This is a genomic window from Streptomyces gottesmaniae, from assembly GCF_031845845.1.
Lineage (GTDB): Bacteria > Actinomycetota > Actinomycetes > Streptomycetales > Streptomycetaceae > Streptomyces > Streptomyces akebiae.
The window spans coordinates 92,621-108,268 of sequence record NZ_JAVRFJ010000032.1 but is presented as its reverse complement, the minus strand read 5'-3'; the positions used below and the strand labels follow the sequence as shown (position 1 = coordinate 108,268).

Annotated in this window: 17 protein-coding genes; 9 read left to right on the top strand and 8 right to left on the bottom strand. The window is 70.6% G+C overall.

Annotation, left to right across the window (positions count from 1 at the left end; all coding sequences use genetic code 11):
* Positions 1-6 precede the first annotated feature (6 nt).
* Genes RM704_RS30995 through RM704_RS30985 form a run of 3 tightly spaced genes read left to right on the top strand, consistent with a single transcriptional unit; the run spans position 7 to position 3,649 of the window.
* On the top strand, positions 7-1,560 hold the full coding sequence (locus RM704_RS30995) for an ABC transporter ATP-binding protein (RefSeq protein ID WP_033532346.1): 1,554 nt from the start codon (positions 7-9) through the stop codon (positions 1,558-1,560).
* The gene (locus tag RM704_RS30990; RefSeq protein ID WP_063774551.1) at positions 1,557-2,738 is read left to right on the top strand and encodes an ABC transporter permease; all 1,182 of its coding nucleotides are present in this window, start codon (positions 1,557-1,559) and stop codon (positions 2,736-2,738) included. The genes RM704_RS30995 and RM704_RS30990 overlap by 4 nt, the downstream gene beginning before the upstream one ends.
* Entirely contained in the window at positions 2,735-3,649 is a 915-nt protein-coding gene (locus RM704_RS30985) for an ABC transporter permease (RefSeq protein ID WP_033532347.1), read from the top strand. Before RM704_RS30990 ends, RM704_RS30985 begins: the two co-directional genes overlap by 4 nt.
* 177 nt (positions 3,650-3,826) lie before the next feature.
* Here RM704_RS30985 and RM704_RS30980 read toward each other — a convergent pair whose 3' ends face one another.
* Positions 3,827-4,861: an aldo/keto reductase gene (locus RM704_RS30980; RefSeq protein WP_033532348.1), complete on the bottom strand. Its 1,035-nt coding sequence runs from the start codon at positions 4,859-4,861 to the stop codon at positions 3,827-3,829.
* Between the two features lie 187 nt (positions 4,862-5,048).
* On the opposite strand from RM704_RS30980, the gene RM704_RS30975 reads away from it, so the two are divergent.
* Positions 5,049-5,501: a VOC family protein gene (locus RM704_RS30975; RefSeq protein ID WP_033532349.1), complete on the top strand. Its 453-nt coding sequence runs from the start codon at positions 5,049-5,051 to the stop codon at positions 5,499-5,501.
* Positions 5,486-5,881, top strand: a complete 396-nt coding sequence (locus RM704_RS30970; protein WP_052146590.1) for a nuclear transport factor 2 family protein — start codon at positions 5,486-5,488, stop codon at positions 5,879-5,881. Before RM704_RS30975 ends, RM704_RS30970 begins: the two co-directional genes overlap by 16 nt.
* Before the next feature lie 246 nt (positions 5,882-6,127).
* On the opposite strand, the gene RM704_RS30965 is transcribed toward RM704_RS30970, so the two are convergent.
* From RM704_RS30965 to RM704_RS30950, 4 genes are all read right to left on the bottom strand, one after another.
* Positions 6,128-6,688, bottom strand: a complete 561-nt coding sequence (locus RM704_RS30965; RefSeq protein WP_063774552.1) for a flavin reductase family protein — start codon at positions 6,686-6,688, stop codon at positions 6,128-6,130.
* Positions 6,689-6,974: 286 nt separating this feature from the next.
* The gene (gene pnuC / locus RM704_RS30960) at positions 6,975-7,640 is read right to left on the bottom strand and encodes a nicotinamide riboside transporter PnuC (RefSeq protein ID WP_033532350.1); all 666 of its coding nucleotides are present in this window, start codon (positions 7,638-7,640) and stop codon (positions 6,975-6,977) included.
* A 249-nt stretch (positions 7,641-7,889) separates the two neighbouring features.
* A complete protein-coding gene (locus tag RM704_RS30955) occupies positions 7,890-8,387 on the bottom strand; it encodes a hypothetical protein (RefSeq protein ID WP_157856841.1) in 498 nt (165 codons plus the stop codon).
* A gap of 71 nt (positions 8,388-8,458) precedes the next feature.
* The gene (locus tag RM704_RS30950; RefSeq protein ID WP_033532352.1) at positions 8,459-9,568 is read right to left on the bottom strand and encodes a sugar ABC transporter substrate-binding protein; all 1,110 of its coding nucleotides are present in this window, start codon (positions 9,566-9,568) and stop codon (positions 8,459-8,461) included.
* 254 nt (positions 9,569-9,822) lie between these two features.
* Here RM704_RS30950 and RM704_RS30945 point away from each other — a divergent pair, with 254 nt between their 5' ends.
* Genes RM704_RS30945 through RM704_RS30930 form a run of 4 tightly spaced genes read left to right on the top strand, consistent with a single transcriptional unit; the run spans position 9,823 to position 13,028 of the window.
* Positions 9,823-10,683: a fumarylacetoacetate hydrolase family protein gene (locus tag RM704_RS30945; protein WP_157856842.1), complete on the top strand. Its 861-nt coding sequence runs from the start codon at positions 9,823-9,825 to the stop codon at positions 10,681-10,683.
* A 27-nt stretch (positions 10,684-10,710) separates the two neighbouring features.
* The gene (locus tag RM704_RS30940) at positions 10,711-11,874 is read left to right on the top strand and encodes an amidohydrolase family protein (protein WP_052146593.1); all 1,164 of its coding nucleotides are present in this window, start codon (positions 10,711-10,713) and stop codon (positions 11,872-11,874) included.
* Positions 11,875-11,901: 27 nt separating this feature from the next.
* Entirely contained in the window at positions 11,902-12,675 is a 774-nt protein-coding gene (locus RM704_RS30935; protein WP_052146594.1) for an HpcH/HpaI aldolase family protein, read from the top strand.
* Positions 12,672-13,028: a cupin domain-containing protein gene (locus tag RM704_RS30930; protein WP_033532353.1), complete on the top strand. Its 357-nt coding sequence runs from the start codon at positions 12,672-12,674 to the stop codon at positions 13,026-13,028. The genes RM704_RS30935 and RM704_RS30930 overlap by 4 nt, the downstream gene beginning before the upstream one ends.
* Positions 13,029-13,171: 143 nt before the next feature.
* Here RM704_RS30930 and RM704_RS30925 read toward each other — a convergent pair whose 3' ends face one another.
* The 3 genes from RM704_RS30925 to fdxA all read right to left on the bottom strand — a co-directional run bounded on the left by RM704_RS30925 (position 13,172) and on the right by fdxA (position 15,541).
* Positions 13,172-13,969 carry an IclR family transcriptional regulator gene (locus RM704_RS30925; protein WP_033532354.1) on the bottom strand — a complete coding sequence of 266 codons (798 nt, stop codon included), beginning with the start codon at positions 13,967-13,969 and terminating at the stop codon, positions 13,172-13,174.
* 244 nt (positions 13,970-14,213) lie between these two features.
* Positions 14,214-15,212, bottom strand: a complete 999-nt coding sequence (locus tag RM704_RS30920; protein ID WP_052146595.1) for an NAD(P)/FAD-dependent oxidoreductase — start codon at positions 15,210-15,212, stop codon at positions 14,214-14,216.
* Positions 15,209-15,541, bottom strand: a complete 333-nt coding sequence (fdxA, locus tag RM704_RS30915; RefSeq protein ID WP_383897524.1) for a ferredoxin — start codon at positions 15,539-15,541, stop codon at positions 15,209-15,211. Before fdxA ends, RM704_RS30920 begins: the two co-directional genes overlap by 4 nt.
* Between the last annotated feature and the right edge of the window lie 107 nt (positions 15,542-15,648).

Here is a 15,648-nt window from a genome sequence, read left to right as displayed (position 1 = left end):
TCAGCGATGACACCGACGACCTCAGCGGTTCCGATTCTCGAGCTGCGCGGCATCACGAAGTCATACGGGTCCGTCAAGGCCTGTGCCGGTGTCGACCTCAGGGTCGACGCCGGCGAGATCCACGGACTCCTTGGTGAGAACGGGGCAGGCAAGTCCAGCCTCATGAAGGTCCTGCTCGGGCTGGTCCGGCGCGATGCCGGCACCGTCCTGGTGCGCGGGGAGGAGGTCGCGCTGGACAGCCCGCAGGAAGCGGCCGAGCTGGGCATCGGCATGGTCCACCAGCATTTCAGCCTCATCAACGGGCTGACCGTGTGGGAGAACGTGGCGCTCGGCGACCACGGCAAGGTGAACAAGCAGGCCATCTGTGCCGATATCGCCGAGGTCTCGGCGCGGTACGGGCTGCCCATCGACCCCCACGCGCCCGTCGAGACCCTCTCGGCCGGCGAGCGGCAGCGGGTCGAGGTGGTCAAGTGCCTGCGGCGCGACCCTCAGATCCTGATCCTGGACGAGCCCACCTCGGTGCTGACCCAGGCCGAGTCGGAGGAGTTGTTCGCCGTGCTCGGCCGGGTGGTGCAGGAGGAGGGACGCGCGGTCATCCTCATCAGCCACAAGCTCGCCGAGATCGCCCAGGCCACCGACCGGGTGACGGTCCTGCGCAAGGGAAGTGTCGCCTTCCGGGCCATCACCGCCGAGACCACTCCCCAGCTGCTCGCCCGGCAGATGGTGGGCAGGGAGGTGTCCCTGGGGGAGGAGGCCGCCGCCCTCGGCCTGGTGCCCACAGGCAGGAGGACCGAGGGCGGCGGCGGTCCCGATGGGCAGCCACCCGTCCTCCGCCTCACCGGACTCACCGTCGAGCAAGGCGGGGTCAGACTCCTCACGGACGTCGACCTGACCGTGGGGTCGGGCGAGATCGTCGCCCTCTACGGCGTCGAGGGCAACGGCCAGGCGACCCTCGGCGATGTCCTCGCGGGGCTGATCCCGCCGACCGCGGGCACCGTCGAGGTCACCGGGAGCAGGGTCGACGTGACCCGGCCGGGAGCGCTCTGCGAGGCCGGTCTCGGCATCGTGCCGGAGGACCGGCATCACAGCGGCGTCGTCCTCGACATGAGCGTCGCCGAGAACCTGACGATGAAGTCGCTCGGCAAGGTCAGCGGCCGGTTCCTGCTGCGGCGCAGCGCCATGCTCGCCGAGGCCCGCCGCCTCGCCGACGAGTTCAACATCGTCACCCTGTCGCTGGACGCACCCGTGCGCAGCCTGTCCGGCGGCAACCAGCAGCGGGTCGTCCTTGCCCGGGAACTGTCCGGTGACACCCGGGTCCTGGTGGCCGCACAGCCCACCCACGGCCTCGACATCGGCGCCATCGAGGACATGTACGCCCGGCTGCGCGCAGCGGCCGACGACGGCGTCGGAGTGCTGCTCATCTCCACCGAATTCGAGGAAGTCATGGCCCTTGCGAGCCGGATCGCGGTGATCTCGTCCGGGCGGATCACCGGAGCACTCCCCGCCTCCGAGGCGACCCCCGAACGGCTGGGCATGCTGGTCGGCGGTGAGGCCGCATGAGTGCCGCCTCCGCGACCGATCCGGACGACCTCGGCCGACGCCTGCTCGCCCGGCTCCGGCCGGGGCGCCGTGACTGGATGACGGCGGGCCTGACCCTCGCGCTCATCGGTGTCGCCGGCGGCGTGTCCGCGCTGCTGCTCACGCTGACCGGTGCCTCGCCGAGCGCTTCTCTGACCGCGATATGGACCGGGTCCCTCGCCAACGCCACCGGATGGACGACGACGCTGCTCAACGCGGCGCCCCTGCTGCTGGTCGCGGTCGGTGCGTGCGTCTGCGCGTCCGCCGGCACGTTCAACATCGGACAGGAGGGCCAGGTGCTCATCGGCGGCCTGGCCGGCGCCTGGGTGGGGCTGCGCCTGGCCGTGCCCGGCCCGATGCTGGTCGTCGTGGTGCTGGGCGCCGCAGCGGTCGGCGGTGCCGCCTGGGCCGCGCTCAGCGCCCTGATGCTCCGCTTCCGTGGTGTCAACGTCCCGGTGAGCACGCTGCTGATGACGTTCCTCGCCATCCAGCTCGTCACCTTCGCGGTCAGCACTCCGTGGGTCCTGCAGGAGAGCGTGCGGGGCGCCGGGGACATCGCCGACGCGCAGTCCAACGCCCTGCCGGCCAACGCCCAGCTCGCCGGCTTCGGGCAGTACCCCTCGCTGCAGCTCAACACGGGCCTGTTCCTCGCGGTCGTCGCCACGGTCGCGGTCGCCCTCCTCCTGAGCCGCAGCCGGTGGGGCTTCAAGGTGCGCATGGTCGGTCTGAACCCGCGCACGGCCAAGCACGCCGGTGTCAGGGTGGCCGCCCTCGGCGGTCTCACCCTGGCGCTGTCCGGCGCTTTCGCGGGACTGGCCGGAGGACTGCTGCTGACCAGCCCGGTCAGCACCAACCGGCTGCAGGCCGGACTCTCCGACAACGTCGGCTGGGACGGCCTGCTCGTCGCGCTCGTCGCCCGCAACCGGCCCCTGGCCGCTGTCCCGGTGTCGTTCGTGTTCGCCGTGCTGCGCGCGGGCGGCGATTTCCTCTCGGCCACCGGCGTGCCGTCGTACCTCGTCGACATCGTCAAGGCGTTGCTCGTCCTCGCCTTCGTCGCACCGCCCGTCCTCGTCGACCTCTTCCACGGGCGTCGCGGTGCCACACTGCGGGCGGCGTCCGCCGTTTCCGTTGTCCCGACCAAGACGGAGGTGGCCGCGTGAGCGTTCTGGACAGCACCACGACGATTCTCGCGAGCGGTGTCCGGCTGACCGTGCCGTTGGCCTTCGCCGCCTGCGGTGAGTACCTGGCCGAGCGGGCCGGCGCGATGAACATCTCCGTCGAGGCGATGATGCTGAGCGCCGCGTTCACCTCGGTCGCCACCGCCAGTGCGACCGGCAGCGCCACCGTCGGCCTCGCGGTCGGTGTCCTGACCGGCCTCGTCGTAGGTTTCGTGCACGGCAACCTCTCCCACCGGGCCCAGATCAACACCTTCGTCGTCGGCCTCGTGCTGAACGCGCTGGTGCTCGGGCTGACGAGCTACCTGATCACCACCGAGCAGTTCACCTCGCACCAGGTCGGGGTGCTGTCGATCCCGCTGCTCGAGGACATACCGCTCATCGGCAAGCCGCTGTTCTCCGAACGCTGGCCCGCCTACCTGCTGATTCTGCTGGTGCCGCTGACCTGGTGGTTGGTGGAGCGCAGCCGCTGGGGCCTGGAACTCCGGGCGGTGGGGGAGAACCCGCAGGCCGCCGACGTCACGGGCATCAAGGTGAACGTGCGCCGCCGGCAGGCCCTGCTGTGGTGCGGCGCGCTGGCCGGCCTGGGCGGCGCGTACCTCGCGGTCGGCGAGGTCGGATCGTTCAACCAGAACATGACCGCCGGACGCGGCTACCTCGTCATCGCCGCGGTGATCTTCGGGGCCTGGCGGCTGGGTCGGACCATGCTGGGCTGCCTGGTGTTCGGCCTCTCCGACGCGATGCGTCTGGCGCTCCCCGCGCTCGGTGTCACCCTCAACGCCCAACTGCTCGTCGCGGCCCCGTATCTGCTCGCGCTCCTCGCCATGCTGCTGTTCACCACCCAGCACCGGGAACCAGGGGCGCTGGGCCGGCCTTTCGAGCGCGGGTCGACCTGACGGCGGGATCCGAACCGATTCCCTCGGACGCACCCGATCCCTCGGACGCACCCGATCCCTCGGACGCACCCGATCCCTCGGACGCACCGGATCCTTCGAACACACCGGATGACGGATGCCGGCCCCGCGTTGTCGCGGGGCCGGCATCCGCCATGGTGCACCGGTGGCGCACCGGAGTCAGCGGCGGCGCAGCGCCGCGGTCTCCAGCGCCGGAGGCGTATGGCCGACGTCGCGTGGGTTGAGCACGCTGCCCGGAGCGACGAGTGCGTCGATCCGGTCCAGCGCCTCTGCCGACAGGGGCCGGTCCACCGCGGTGAGCTGCGTCAGGAGCTGCTCGTGGGTGCGCGGGCCCATGAGGGCCGAGGTGACGCCGGGGTGGGCGAGTACGAACCGCAGTGCCAGCTCGACGAGTGTGCAGCCCTCGTCCGCCGCGAGGCGCACGAGTTCCTCGACGACCGCCAGCTTGCGCTCGCGTATCCGCTCGTCGGCGTAGTCGAAGTGGTCGCCGTGGGTCCGCGCGCGTGCGTCCGGCGCCGGTTCGGCGCCGGCCCGGTACTTGCCCGTCAGCCAGCCGCCGTTCAGCGGGCTCCACACCATGACCCCCATACGGTGCCGCTGCGCGGTGGGCAGCGCGGCGGCCTCCGCGTGCCGGGCCAGCACCGAGTACGACAGCTGTTCCACGGTGAACCGCTCGCGGCCGGCGCGCCGTGCCGCCCACTGGGACTCCACGATCTCCTCGGCCGGGAAGCTGGAGGTCCCGATCGCCCGCACCTTGCCCGCCCGCACCAGGTCGCTGAGCGCACCGAGCGTCTCCTCGATGTCGGTCCGGGGATCGGGACGGTGGACGAGGTACACGTCGAGGTGGTCCGTCCGCAGCCGTCGCAGGCTGTCCTCCAGGGCACGCCTGATCCAGAGCCGGGAGTTGCCGCGCCGGTTGCGGTCGAGCGGACTTCCGGGCATCTCGTTGTGGAATTTCGAAACGACCACGACGTCGTCGCGGCGTCCCTTCAGCGCGCGGCCGAGGATCTCCTCCGACTGGCCGAAGGCGTACACGTCGGCCGTGTCGACGACGTTGACCCCGGCGTCCAGCGCCGTCGAGACGATGCGACGGCACTGCGCCTCGTCGGTGTCGCCCCAGGCCCCGAACATCATCGACCCGAGGCAGAGCTCGCTCACCTCGATGCCCGTCCCACCCAGAATCCGGTAGCGCACGTCTTCTCCTCGTCCTCGCCGGCGACATCCGTCGCCGTCCTGCCGCAGGCTCCCACCGCGGCGGGCGCGGAACCGATGTCGCGCGGCGTCAGCGTTCCGGGCTCGGACGTTGTGTCCGCAGCACATCGACCTCCGGGTGCGCACCGACCTAGGCTCGAGGAAAACCGCACCACTCACTGGAGGTACCGTGGCCACCGGCCTCATCTCGGCCCGCTGGACTCATGTCGCGCTGCCGACCGGCGATCTCGACAAGGCGATCGAGTTCTACACCTCGCTGACTCCCCTGGTCGTCGTCGAGCGGTTCAAGGACGCCGACGGCGAGAGCGTCTGGCTCTCGAACGACCAGCAGGTCGAGACGCCGTTCGTGCTCGTCCTGGTGTCGTTCAACAAGGACAAGGGCACCCAGCAGGGACTGCTGCACCCGTTCGCGCACATCGGCATCGAGGTGCCGGAGCGCGGGGACGTCGACGCGCTCGCGGACAGGGCCCGCGAACTGGGCTGTCTGCACTGGGAGCCCCGGCAGATGCCCGACCCCATCGGCTACATCTGCGCTCTGAAGGACCCCGACGGCAACGTCGTCGAGATCTCCCACGACCAGCGTGTCTTCGACACGGTCCGGCAGAAGTGGGGTTCGTCCTGAAGGAGACCCGCGCCGCGATCGAGGCATACCTCGCGGCGTTGAACGCACATGACGCCGACGCCGTGGCCGCCTGTGTGGCCGAGGACTTCGTCAACGACCACACCTCGTCGATGGGGCGGAGCCGCAGGGGCCGCGCCGAGTACCGTGCCGCGCTGACCGGGTTCCTGGAGGAATTCGTCGACCTGCGCTACGTGCCCGAGGGCTTCCTCGTCGACGGCGAGTCGGCCGCGGTGCCGTACGTCATGACGTTCGGCATGCGCTCGGCGGGCGACCGCCCCGTACGCATCCGAGGAATTTTCGTGTTCACCGTCGCCGACGGTCTCATCACACGACGAACGGACTACTGGGACAGCGGCGAGGTGCGGCGGCAACTCGCGTGACCCCCCGGCCGAAGCGCCCGAACCGGTACCCCGACCAGGCAGCCCGCACCTGTGACACCCCGCCCGCCTTCGCGCGGACGGGGTGTTCTCGTCTTGTCCCACCGGGATGCCCGTGAGCGTGACGCCGCGGCAACGCGGCGGGACGGTGACCCAGGGGCTGTCGCCCCATGGGTCAGGTCGACGGACGTCTCGTGAGGTCGTCGGTCGGCCCGGGACGGTCGACAGGGTCGAACCCGTCCCGGGGGGTCATGACGGGTTCTTCCCGGCCGGCTGCGCTGCGGACGGCTGCAGCGGGTTCAGCGTGTGGAACCGGCGTCCCTGGTAGGTGAGCGGCTCCCCTCCGCCGACCACCACACCGGCCACCTCGATGAGGATGATCGTGTGGTCGCCGGCCGTGAGGCGCTGGTGCACCGCTCCTTCGAGCGACAGGGTGGCGCCGTCGAGCAGGGGCGCACCGAGTCCACCCGGACTGAAGTGTGCCGTGGCGAACCGGTCGACGCCGGGCGTCGCGAACGCCTGCGCCACCTGGAACTGGTCGGCCGCCAGGACGTTGACGGCCACGGAGTCGGCCCGGCTGAAGGCGGAGTGGACGTCGGCGGTGTCGGCCAGACAGACCGACATCAGGGGCGGGTCCATCGACACGCTGGTCACCGAGTTGGCGGTGAAGCCGTACCGCGTCCCGTCCACTTCGGTGGTGACCACACATACGGACGTGACCATCGAGGACAGTCCGTCGCGGTACGCCTGCGGGTCGTAGCTGGGACCAGGGCCTCGCGTGCCGGCCTGATCCCTCGCAGGGATGGTCATGTCAGACCCCCGCCGTCTCGGGAGCCGCGTCCGTCACCGGATCGAGCGGGGAGGTCGACGGGAAAATGGCGCATCTCATCATGTCTTGCCTTTTGTTGAGGGTTGCTCCGACGCTAAGACGCCCCATCTCGTATGTCAATATGCCATCTCGCAATAGCTGCGCCCGGACGTCACGCGATCCGCCGACGGCGGTCAGCGTCTTTCCTCGGTCGTCCCGGAACGCGGCACGGCCCGCCTGCGGGGCGGGCCGTGAGAGGTGAATCAGGGTGAGACGCACGCTGCTCGGTTACCGCGACGCCCCCTCGGACGCGGGCGCACCGGGCAGTTCCGGAGCGGGCCGCGGTCCGGAGCGGGAGCGCGACCACCAGTCGCGCATGCCCCACAGGACGAGGGCCCCGTAGATGACGTAGACGAAGCCGGAGAAGGCGTAGCCGTTGGCGAAGGTCAGCGGGACGCCGACCATGTCGACCAGCAGCCAGGCGATCCAGAACTCGACCATGCCGCGTGCCTGGGCGTACATCGCGACCACCGTGCCGACGAAGATGTAGGCGTCCGGCCAGGGGTCCCAGGACAGGGTCGGATAGGCCTTGAACAGCAGGGCCACCGCGACCGTGCCGACGGCGACGGCGACGAGCATCGCCGCACGCTCGCGCCAGGTGGCGAAACGCGGGGTGATCTGGCCCTGTTCGGACCGGCCCTTGTCGCGGTTCCACCGCCACCAGCCGTACAGGGCCACGGTCATGACGACGGCCTGCTTGCCGGCGCTGCCGGTCAGATGGCCGAAGAAAGCCCCGAAGAGGATGAGGCCGGACAGGAACTGGACAGGCCAGGTCCACAGGGAGCGGCGCCAGCCGAGGGCGAGGGCGGCCAGGCCGAGGATGTTGCCGATCATGTCCGACCACAGAATGTGCTGGCCGAACAGGGCGAACGCCTCGGAGTTCAGCCCGTTCACCGGACGGCCGGGCCGGTGGGCGACGGGTGGAGCGCGAGCCCGCCGTCCGGCAGGTCGTCGAATATGGGATTCCGGTAGCGGTCCATGCGGCACAGCTTCGGGCCTGCATGCCCGTATTGTCTAGGCTCAAACCCAATGGGACCGAAATCCAAGAAACGGGTGTGACGCCGCATGCCGGTGATGCGGTGGCCGGGTGGCCGGGTGGCCGGGTGGCCGGGTGGCCGGGTGGGCGCGCGGCGCGTCGGCGGGTCAGGTGGCCCAGTGCACGGTCCGATGCCGTCCGGAGAGCGCGCCGAGGACCTCGGGGTCCATCGGCTCCACGGCCTCGGGGGCGTTGCCCTTCATGCGCAGCGCGCCCTGCTGGGCCGGCAGGAACTCCGTGTTGATCTCCCGGACCAGGGCCGCCGACATCATGTCCGCGCGGACACAGAACGTGTAGTCCTTGCGGTCCCGGCTGATCTTGACGCCGAAGGTGCGCAGGGGCAGCCGCTCGGGGTCCACGCGCTCGTACTGGACGCGGAACTCCGGTGGGGTGGTCGCCAGTTCGGGCTGCAGCACGTACAGGTTCGAGTGAGCCAGGTGCCGGCAGAACTCGTCCAGGTCCCACAGCAGGGTGGGGTGCGCGTGCCGCGCGAGGAGCAGATGGTCGCTGCGGATGCCGTCCGGCGCGGGGGTCCAGCGGGCCTGCACGAGGCGTGAGTCCGGCAGTGCGTCGGCTATCTGCCAGAAAGTTCTGAATCTGGGCATGTGCCCAAGAGTGCGCTGATCGGCACCCTGTGTCCAGTGTCGGGCGGGGGCCGCGGACACTCTCCCGTGGCCTACTCCGTCAGGCCCGCCGCCGAGCACTCGGCCGCGAGTCGGGGCGTGCATATGTCGGACGGTGCGTACATGCCGTCCCTGATGACCGTCTCCGTGATGTTGTCCTTCGTCAGGGCGACGACGGGTACGAGATGCGCGGGGATGCCCTTGCGGGTGGGGCTGTCGACCCTGTCGCCCGTGAGGGCGTCGAACTCTATGTCTCTGCTCAGGGCCTTCGCCACGGCCATCTCCGCGGCGGTCTCGGCCTCCTGCGCATACGGCTTGTACACGCTCATGTACTGCTCGCCGCTGACGATCCGCCGCACCGCCGAGAGCTCGGCGTCCTGGCCCGTGATCGGCGGCAGGTCGGTGACGCCCGCGGCCTTGAGCGCTCTGATGACGCCGCCCGCCAGGCCGTCGTTGGCGGCGTAGACGGCCTTGATGTCGTTCTTGCCGAGTTCGTCGATCGCCTCGGTCATGTTCTTCTCGGCGTTCTGCGGTTTCCAGTCCTCGGTGTCGAACGACCTGGCGATCGTCACCTTGCCGTCGAGCACGAGGAGCGCGCCCGCCTTGAACTGCCGGGCGTTCGGGTCGGTCGGCGAGCCGTTCATCATGACGATCTTGTCGGAGACGTCACCGTCCTCGCCCAGGGCCCGCAGCAGGGAGCGGCCCTGCGCCTCGCCGACGAGCCCGTTGTCGAAGGTGATGTAGGCGTCGATCGGGCCCTCGGCCAGCCGGTCGTACGCGATGACCGGGACACCTGCCGCCCTGGCCTTCCTCACGCCGCCGGCGATGGCGTGCGTGTCGACGGGGTCGAGCAGGATCACGTCGACCCCCTCGTTGATCATCTGCTGCAGCTGTCGCGCCTGCTCGCCCGCGTCGGCCTCGGCGTTGGCGTACTCGACCCGACCCTTGCCGCCGGTGAGGGACGCGACCTTCGCTCTGATGATGGGGTGGTGGAACTGCTCGTACTGGGGGTTCGACTTCTCCGGCAGCAGCAGCCCCACGGTGATGTCGTCGCCTCTCGTCGGGCTCGCGTCGCCGCTGTTCCCCGTCGTGGCGAGCCCGCCGCAGCCGACGAGCGGAACGGTGAGCGTGGTGGTGGCTACGGCCATGGCGATACGACGCATCGGCAACTCACTTCAGGCGTGATCCGGGCGTGGGCGCTTTCGTCGCGGCCCACCTGACTGACAGCCGACACGGAGGCGCGCTCGGCGTCGAGCGGCGCAACTCTACGGGATGAGAGATGGCATCTCGCGATATGTAAACAGCTGTGCCCCGGCGTCGGCCCCGGCTCCTGTCCGGGCGGGGTGCCCGACCTGCCCGTAACCCCCGCCTCCGTATCGCTTGACACGATGCCATCTCGCATTGAAAGATGCCCGCCATGCGAGTAGTGACGACGGACGCCGGCCTCGGCCGACTGGAGGACGGGGCTGTCGCCCTGCTGGACACGGCTTTTCCGCACGTCGGAGCGGTCCTCGAACAGGAGGGTTCGCTGCGGTGCCTGGCGTCGTGCGCGGTACGCCGGCGCATCCCCCTCGAAGAGGCCACGCTCGTGGCCCCACTGGGCCGCCCCCGCGCGGTGTGGGGCGTCGGGCTCAACTACGTGTCGAAAGCGGCCCGCACCGGACGCGGACTGCCCGAGCAGCCGATCCTCTACCTGGCCGCCTCGTCCGGTGTGACGGCACCCGGTGCTCGGGTGGTGATCCCGCAGTCCGCGACGGAACCCGACTACGAGGGCGAGATCGCGGTGATCGTCGGGCGCCGCCTGTACCGGGCGACCGAGTCCGAGGTCTGGCCCGCGATCGCCGGTGTCACCGCGGCCAACGACATGACGGCTCGCGACATCATGCGCGCCACCGGCACACCCGCCCTCGCCAAGAGCCACCCGGGCTTCACACCGCTCGGCCCGTCGGTCCGCACTGCCGAGGACTTCGCCGACCGTGACGCGATCCGCGTACGGACCCGGGTCAACGGCGAGCTCGTGCAGGACGACACGAGCGCCGGGATGATCTTCCCGGTTCCCGATCTGCTCAGCCGGCTGTCGTGGTTCACCGCACTCGAACCCGGCGACATCGTCCTCACCGGAACCCCGGCCGGCACCGGCCAGGACCGTGCGTGCTTCCTCGCCGACGGCGACGAGGTTCGCGTCGAGGTGGACGGCGTGCTGCCCCTCGTCACCCGCATCGTGCGTCCCACGGACGCCTCCCAGCACGACCACCGGCCGACCGAACCGGTCAGCTGACCGTTCCCCACCCTGGAGCACACCTCGATGTCCATCTCCTCCCAGCCGTCGTACGACCTCGTCCTGGCCGGCGGCACCGTCATCGACCCGGCGTCGGACACCCACGCCCGGCTCGACGTGGCGGTCACCGGTGACCGCATCGCCGCGATCGGGGAGGGCCTGTCAGCGAACGCGGCCCGCACGATCGACGTCACCGGCTCGACCGTGCTGCCGGGCCTCGTCGAGGGCCACACCCACATCTTCCAGTACGTCTCCGCCGTCGGCGCCCCCGCCGAGGAGGCACACTTGCGTCGCGGTGTGGTCGCCGCGGCGGATGCCGGAACGGCCGGCGCCTCGACGTTCGCGGCCTTCCGCAAGCTGGTGGTCGAGGCCAACCCGCTGCGCATCGTCAACTTCCTCAACGTCTCGGTGCTCGGCCTGATCGACTTCAGGTTCGGCGAGCTGCTGAACCCCGACACCCTGGTCCCCGAGGACGCGCTCGCGACCGCCGAGGCCCACCCCGACATCGTCCGCGGCTTCAAGATCCGTCTCTCCGAGGACGTCGTCGGCGAGAACTGGGAGTCGCTGTTGAAGAAGTCCGTGGCGCTGGCCGAACAGGCCGATCTGCCGCTGATGCTGCACATCGGCGAGACCTCGGAGCCGCTGCCCGTCGTCCTGGACCATCTGCGCCCCGGCGACATCGTGGCCCACTGCTACACCGGCAAGCCGTACGGCATCCTCGACGGCGACCACGTCCAGCCCGCTGTCAACGCCGCCCGAGAGCGCGGCGTCCTGTTCGACTCCGCCCACGGCAAGAGCAACCTCAGCTTCGAGGTGGCACGCCGGGCGATCGCCGACGGCTTCCTGCCCGACGTCCTCAGCTCCGACACCAGCGCCCGCAACTGGCACGGGCCGGTGTTCGACCTGCTCACCAGCATCTCCAAGCTGGTCGCGCTCGGCGCGCCGCTGGAGGAGTGCGTGCGGCGGGCCACCGTCGCGCCGGCCCGGCTGCTCGGGCTCGACGCCGAGGGCTACGGGCGCCTGGAGGTCGGCGGGCGGGCCGACGTCACGGTCGTCGACTGGACCGACGAGGTCACCCTGCCCGACGCCGCCGGCAACACGATCGTCGCGCCGCGTCTGGAGCCGACCGTGGTGCTGCACGGCGGCAAGGAGGTCGACATCGTGCCGTGGCGGGGTCTGAAGTCGGCGTGACGCGCTCGCACATCCCGGGAGGACTCCATGAGTGTCGGTGAGGTCCATCCGCTGCGGCGCCGGCTGCGCATGGCCCTGACGGCGGGACGACCCGCCGTCGGCACGTTCGTCAAGCTGGCCTCGCCCGACGTGGTGGAACTGGCCGGGGCGGCCGGGTACGCGTTCGTGGTCGTCGACCTCGAACACTCCACCCTCACCGAGCGGGACGCCGTCGGCCTGGTGCGCCACGCCCACGCGTGCGGGCTGCCTGCCCTGGTCCGCGTGCCCGAGGTGGACGCCGCCGCGGTCAACCGGCTCCTGGAGGCCGGGGCGGCGGGAATCCAGCTCTCCATGCTCACGCGCCTCGCCCAGACCGAGGCACTCCTGGCGGCGACCCGGTTCGCTCCGGCCGGCCGCCGGTCCGTCAGCCTGGCCAACCGGGCCGCCCGGTTCGGCGCGGCCCCGCTGGCCGGGTTCCTGCGCGCCGAGCGCGACGACCCGCCGGTACTGGTGGGGCAGATCGAGACGGCGCGGACGGATCCGTTGCCGGACCTGGTCGCCGCTCTCGACGTGTGCTTCGTCGGCAGCACCGACCTCGCGGTCGACCTCGGCCTGCCGGCGGACCCGGCGGTGCTGGGCGCCGCCGTGGACCGGGTGAGGGACGCCGCCCGCACCGCCCACGTGGCGTTCGGCGGCTGGGCACCGAGCCGGAACGCCGCGTCGGACCTGGGACTCGGTGACGCCGACTACCTGGTCGTCGGCTCGGACCTGCAGATGTTGGCGGCCGGCCTGCGGGCGGCCGCCGGAGAGGAGAACCAGTGAGCACACGCAACGCGGCCCCGTTCCACACGGTCGTCAACTGGGACGAGATGCCGGTGACCCAGGTACGGCCGGGGGTCCGCAGGCGCGTCTACGCGACGGACGAGGTGATGATCTGCCACCACGAGCTGGAGCTCGGCATGACCCTCAACCCGCACCGGCACGAGGACTTCGACCAGCTGGTCCATATCGCCGAGGGGCGCGCGAACTACTACGTCGACGGTGTCGCACACGACATGCGTGCCGGATCGTTCCTGTTGGTCCCCCGTGGCAGCGAGCACTACGTGGAGCCGACTCAGGCCCCCTGCGTGAACATCGACTTCTTCGTCCCGCCGCGGGCCGACCTGCTGCCCTGAACGGCGGACCGGGCGCGCTGGGTCATGCGCGTCCGCCACTCACCTGACGCCCCGCTCACGGGGAAGAGCGCCACCGCCCACGCGCGGGAACGACAGAGGGCCCACCGCCTCGGCGGTGGGCCCTCCGGTGTCGCCGCAGCAGGTCAGCCGCCGCCTGGCGCGTCCTCCGAGGTGCCCAGCCGCTGCGACAGCGCGCGGGCGGTCTCCACCAGTGCCTGGGCCATCGGCGACTGGACGTCGTCGGGAACGGTCGCCGTCGTGCCGACGATGGCGAGTGTCCCGCTGATCTTGTCGCCCTCGAAGATCGGCGCCGCGACGGTGCGCACCCCGTTGATCGTGGGGGAGTTGACCGACAGCCCGTGCTTGCGGATGGCCTCGAGCTCCTCGGTGAGCTCGGCCGACTTGCGTACCGAGCGCGGCAGCGTGGGTACCTGCTCCGGGGGCAGGAACGCGAGGAAGACACGCCCCTGCGCCGAGGCCGTGAGGTTCAGCCGCGAGCCGACCCGGACGCTGATGCGCACCATGTGGTCGGTGTTGTCCACCGAGCGCACCACGGTCGCCGACTCGCCGTCCCAGACCGACAGCACGATCGTCTCGTCGATGCGCCGGACCAGTTCCTCCATGTACGGCTCGGCGGCGGCGACGATCGGCAGGCCGGCCCGCGCCGCCGTGGCGAGCGTCAGCACCTGGGGCCCGAGGGAGTACAGCGACGTGCGCTCGTCGTACCGCAGCAGGTTCGCGGCCCGCAGCGCCTTCGTGTACCGGTGCGCGGTCGCCTTGCTCGCACCGAGACGCGCGGTGATCTCGTTGAGGCTCATGTGCGGCTTGCCGACCGTGAACGAGCCGAGGATCAGGGCCGCACGCTGCACCGTCTGGATCGTGGGCGCGGTCCTGTCCGGACCGTCCTGCTCGCCGGTGCCGCCCTGTGCCTTCGTGGCCATGGAATTCTCGCTCCTGTCCGTGCCCGGTCAAATGGTGAGAACGTCAAATGAAACGCCATCTTGAATGAAGCAATGGTAAGGGTCGTTCCAAGGTCATGAAAGAGCGCTGGACGCGCGTCCGACGGACCGTGGGGGGAGCGGAACCCTGTCGCCGGACCTCGGCACGTGGAGATGAGCGTGAGCCTGACGGGTCGACGCCGTCAGGCTCACGCTCACACTCTCCGCGCCGCCCGGCGCGGAGAGCTCACGCGTCCGAGGAGTGCCCCGGTGTGATCGAGCGTGCCGGATCGAGCAGGGTGGCGATGTGGTTGACGGCCAGGGCCGCCTCGCCGAAGCCGATGGAGATGAGGCTGACCTTGCCGTCGTGGTCGGCGATGTCGCCGGCCGCGAAGACGCGCTCCCGGTTGGTACGCATCGTGCGGTCGACGAGGATGCGCCTGCGGCGAAGCTCCAGTCCCCACCGCTCGATCGGGCCGAGGTCGGCGATGAAGCCGAGCGCGGCCACCACGGTCTGGGCGGGCAGAGTGATCCGGTCACCGTCGGAGCACGCGACCACGACCTCCGAGACGGCCCCTTCACCGGAGACCTTCTCGACCTCGTACGGCGTCACCACCCGCACCGAGGAGGCGAGCACCTGCTCGACGCTGCGCTCGTGGGCCCGGAACCGCGTGCGCCGGTGCACCAGCGTCACCGACGAGGCGATCGGCTCCAGGGACAGCGCCCAGTCCAGCGCGGAGTCACCGCCGCCGACCACCACGACGTCCTGTCCGGAGAGTTCGTTCAACCGCGGTACGAAGTACCGCAGCCCCCGGCCCAGGTACTCGGAGCCCACCGGGAGCTCACGGGGGATGAAGTTGCCGATCCCGCCGCAGACGAGCACCGCCCCCGCGGTGATCCGCGCGCCGGCGTCGGTGGTGGCGACGACGCCCCCGTCCGTGTCGTCGAGCTGGGTGACTCCGTGCCCGAGCAGATAGGTGGGGTTCCACCGCCAGGCCTGCTCGGCCAGCCGGTCCACCAGGTCCTGACCTCGGACAGCGGGGAAGCCGGCCACGTCGTAGATGAGTTTCTCGGGATACAGCGCGGCGATCTGGCCACCCACCGCGGGCAGGGCGTCGGCGACCGCGACGCTCATGCCGCGGAAGCCGGCGTAGTACGCGGCGTAGAGCCCCGTGGGGCCGGCGCCGATGATGAGCAGGTCGACGGTGACCTCGGAGCCCGCGCCCGTGGTCGCGACGCCGGTCACGCGCCCACCTCCGGGTGGTCGTGACCGACCCGGCCGACCTTGCGGGCCCCGCCGGGCGACCCGAGCGGTTCGGCGCCGAGGGTGAAGAACTCGGCGTTGACGCGCTCGAACTGCTTGCTCTCCTCCGGCAGGTCCTCGTGGTGGAAGATCGATATCTGCGGGCAGACGGGTTCGCAGCGCCCGCACTCGACGCATTCGTCGGGCTGGATGTAGAGCATCCGATCGCCCTCGTAGATGCAGTCGGCCGGGCACTCCTCCATGCAGGACTTGTCCATGACGTCGACGCAAGCCTGAGTGATGACGTACGGCACGAGCTTGTTGCCCTTCACACGATCGCACAGAATGCGAGACGGTGTATTTCAATGTGGAACAGGATGATGGCCGCGCCCGGGTGCGGGTGTCAACCGTCCGGTGAATGCTTGACAGTGTGAGCACG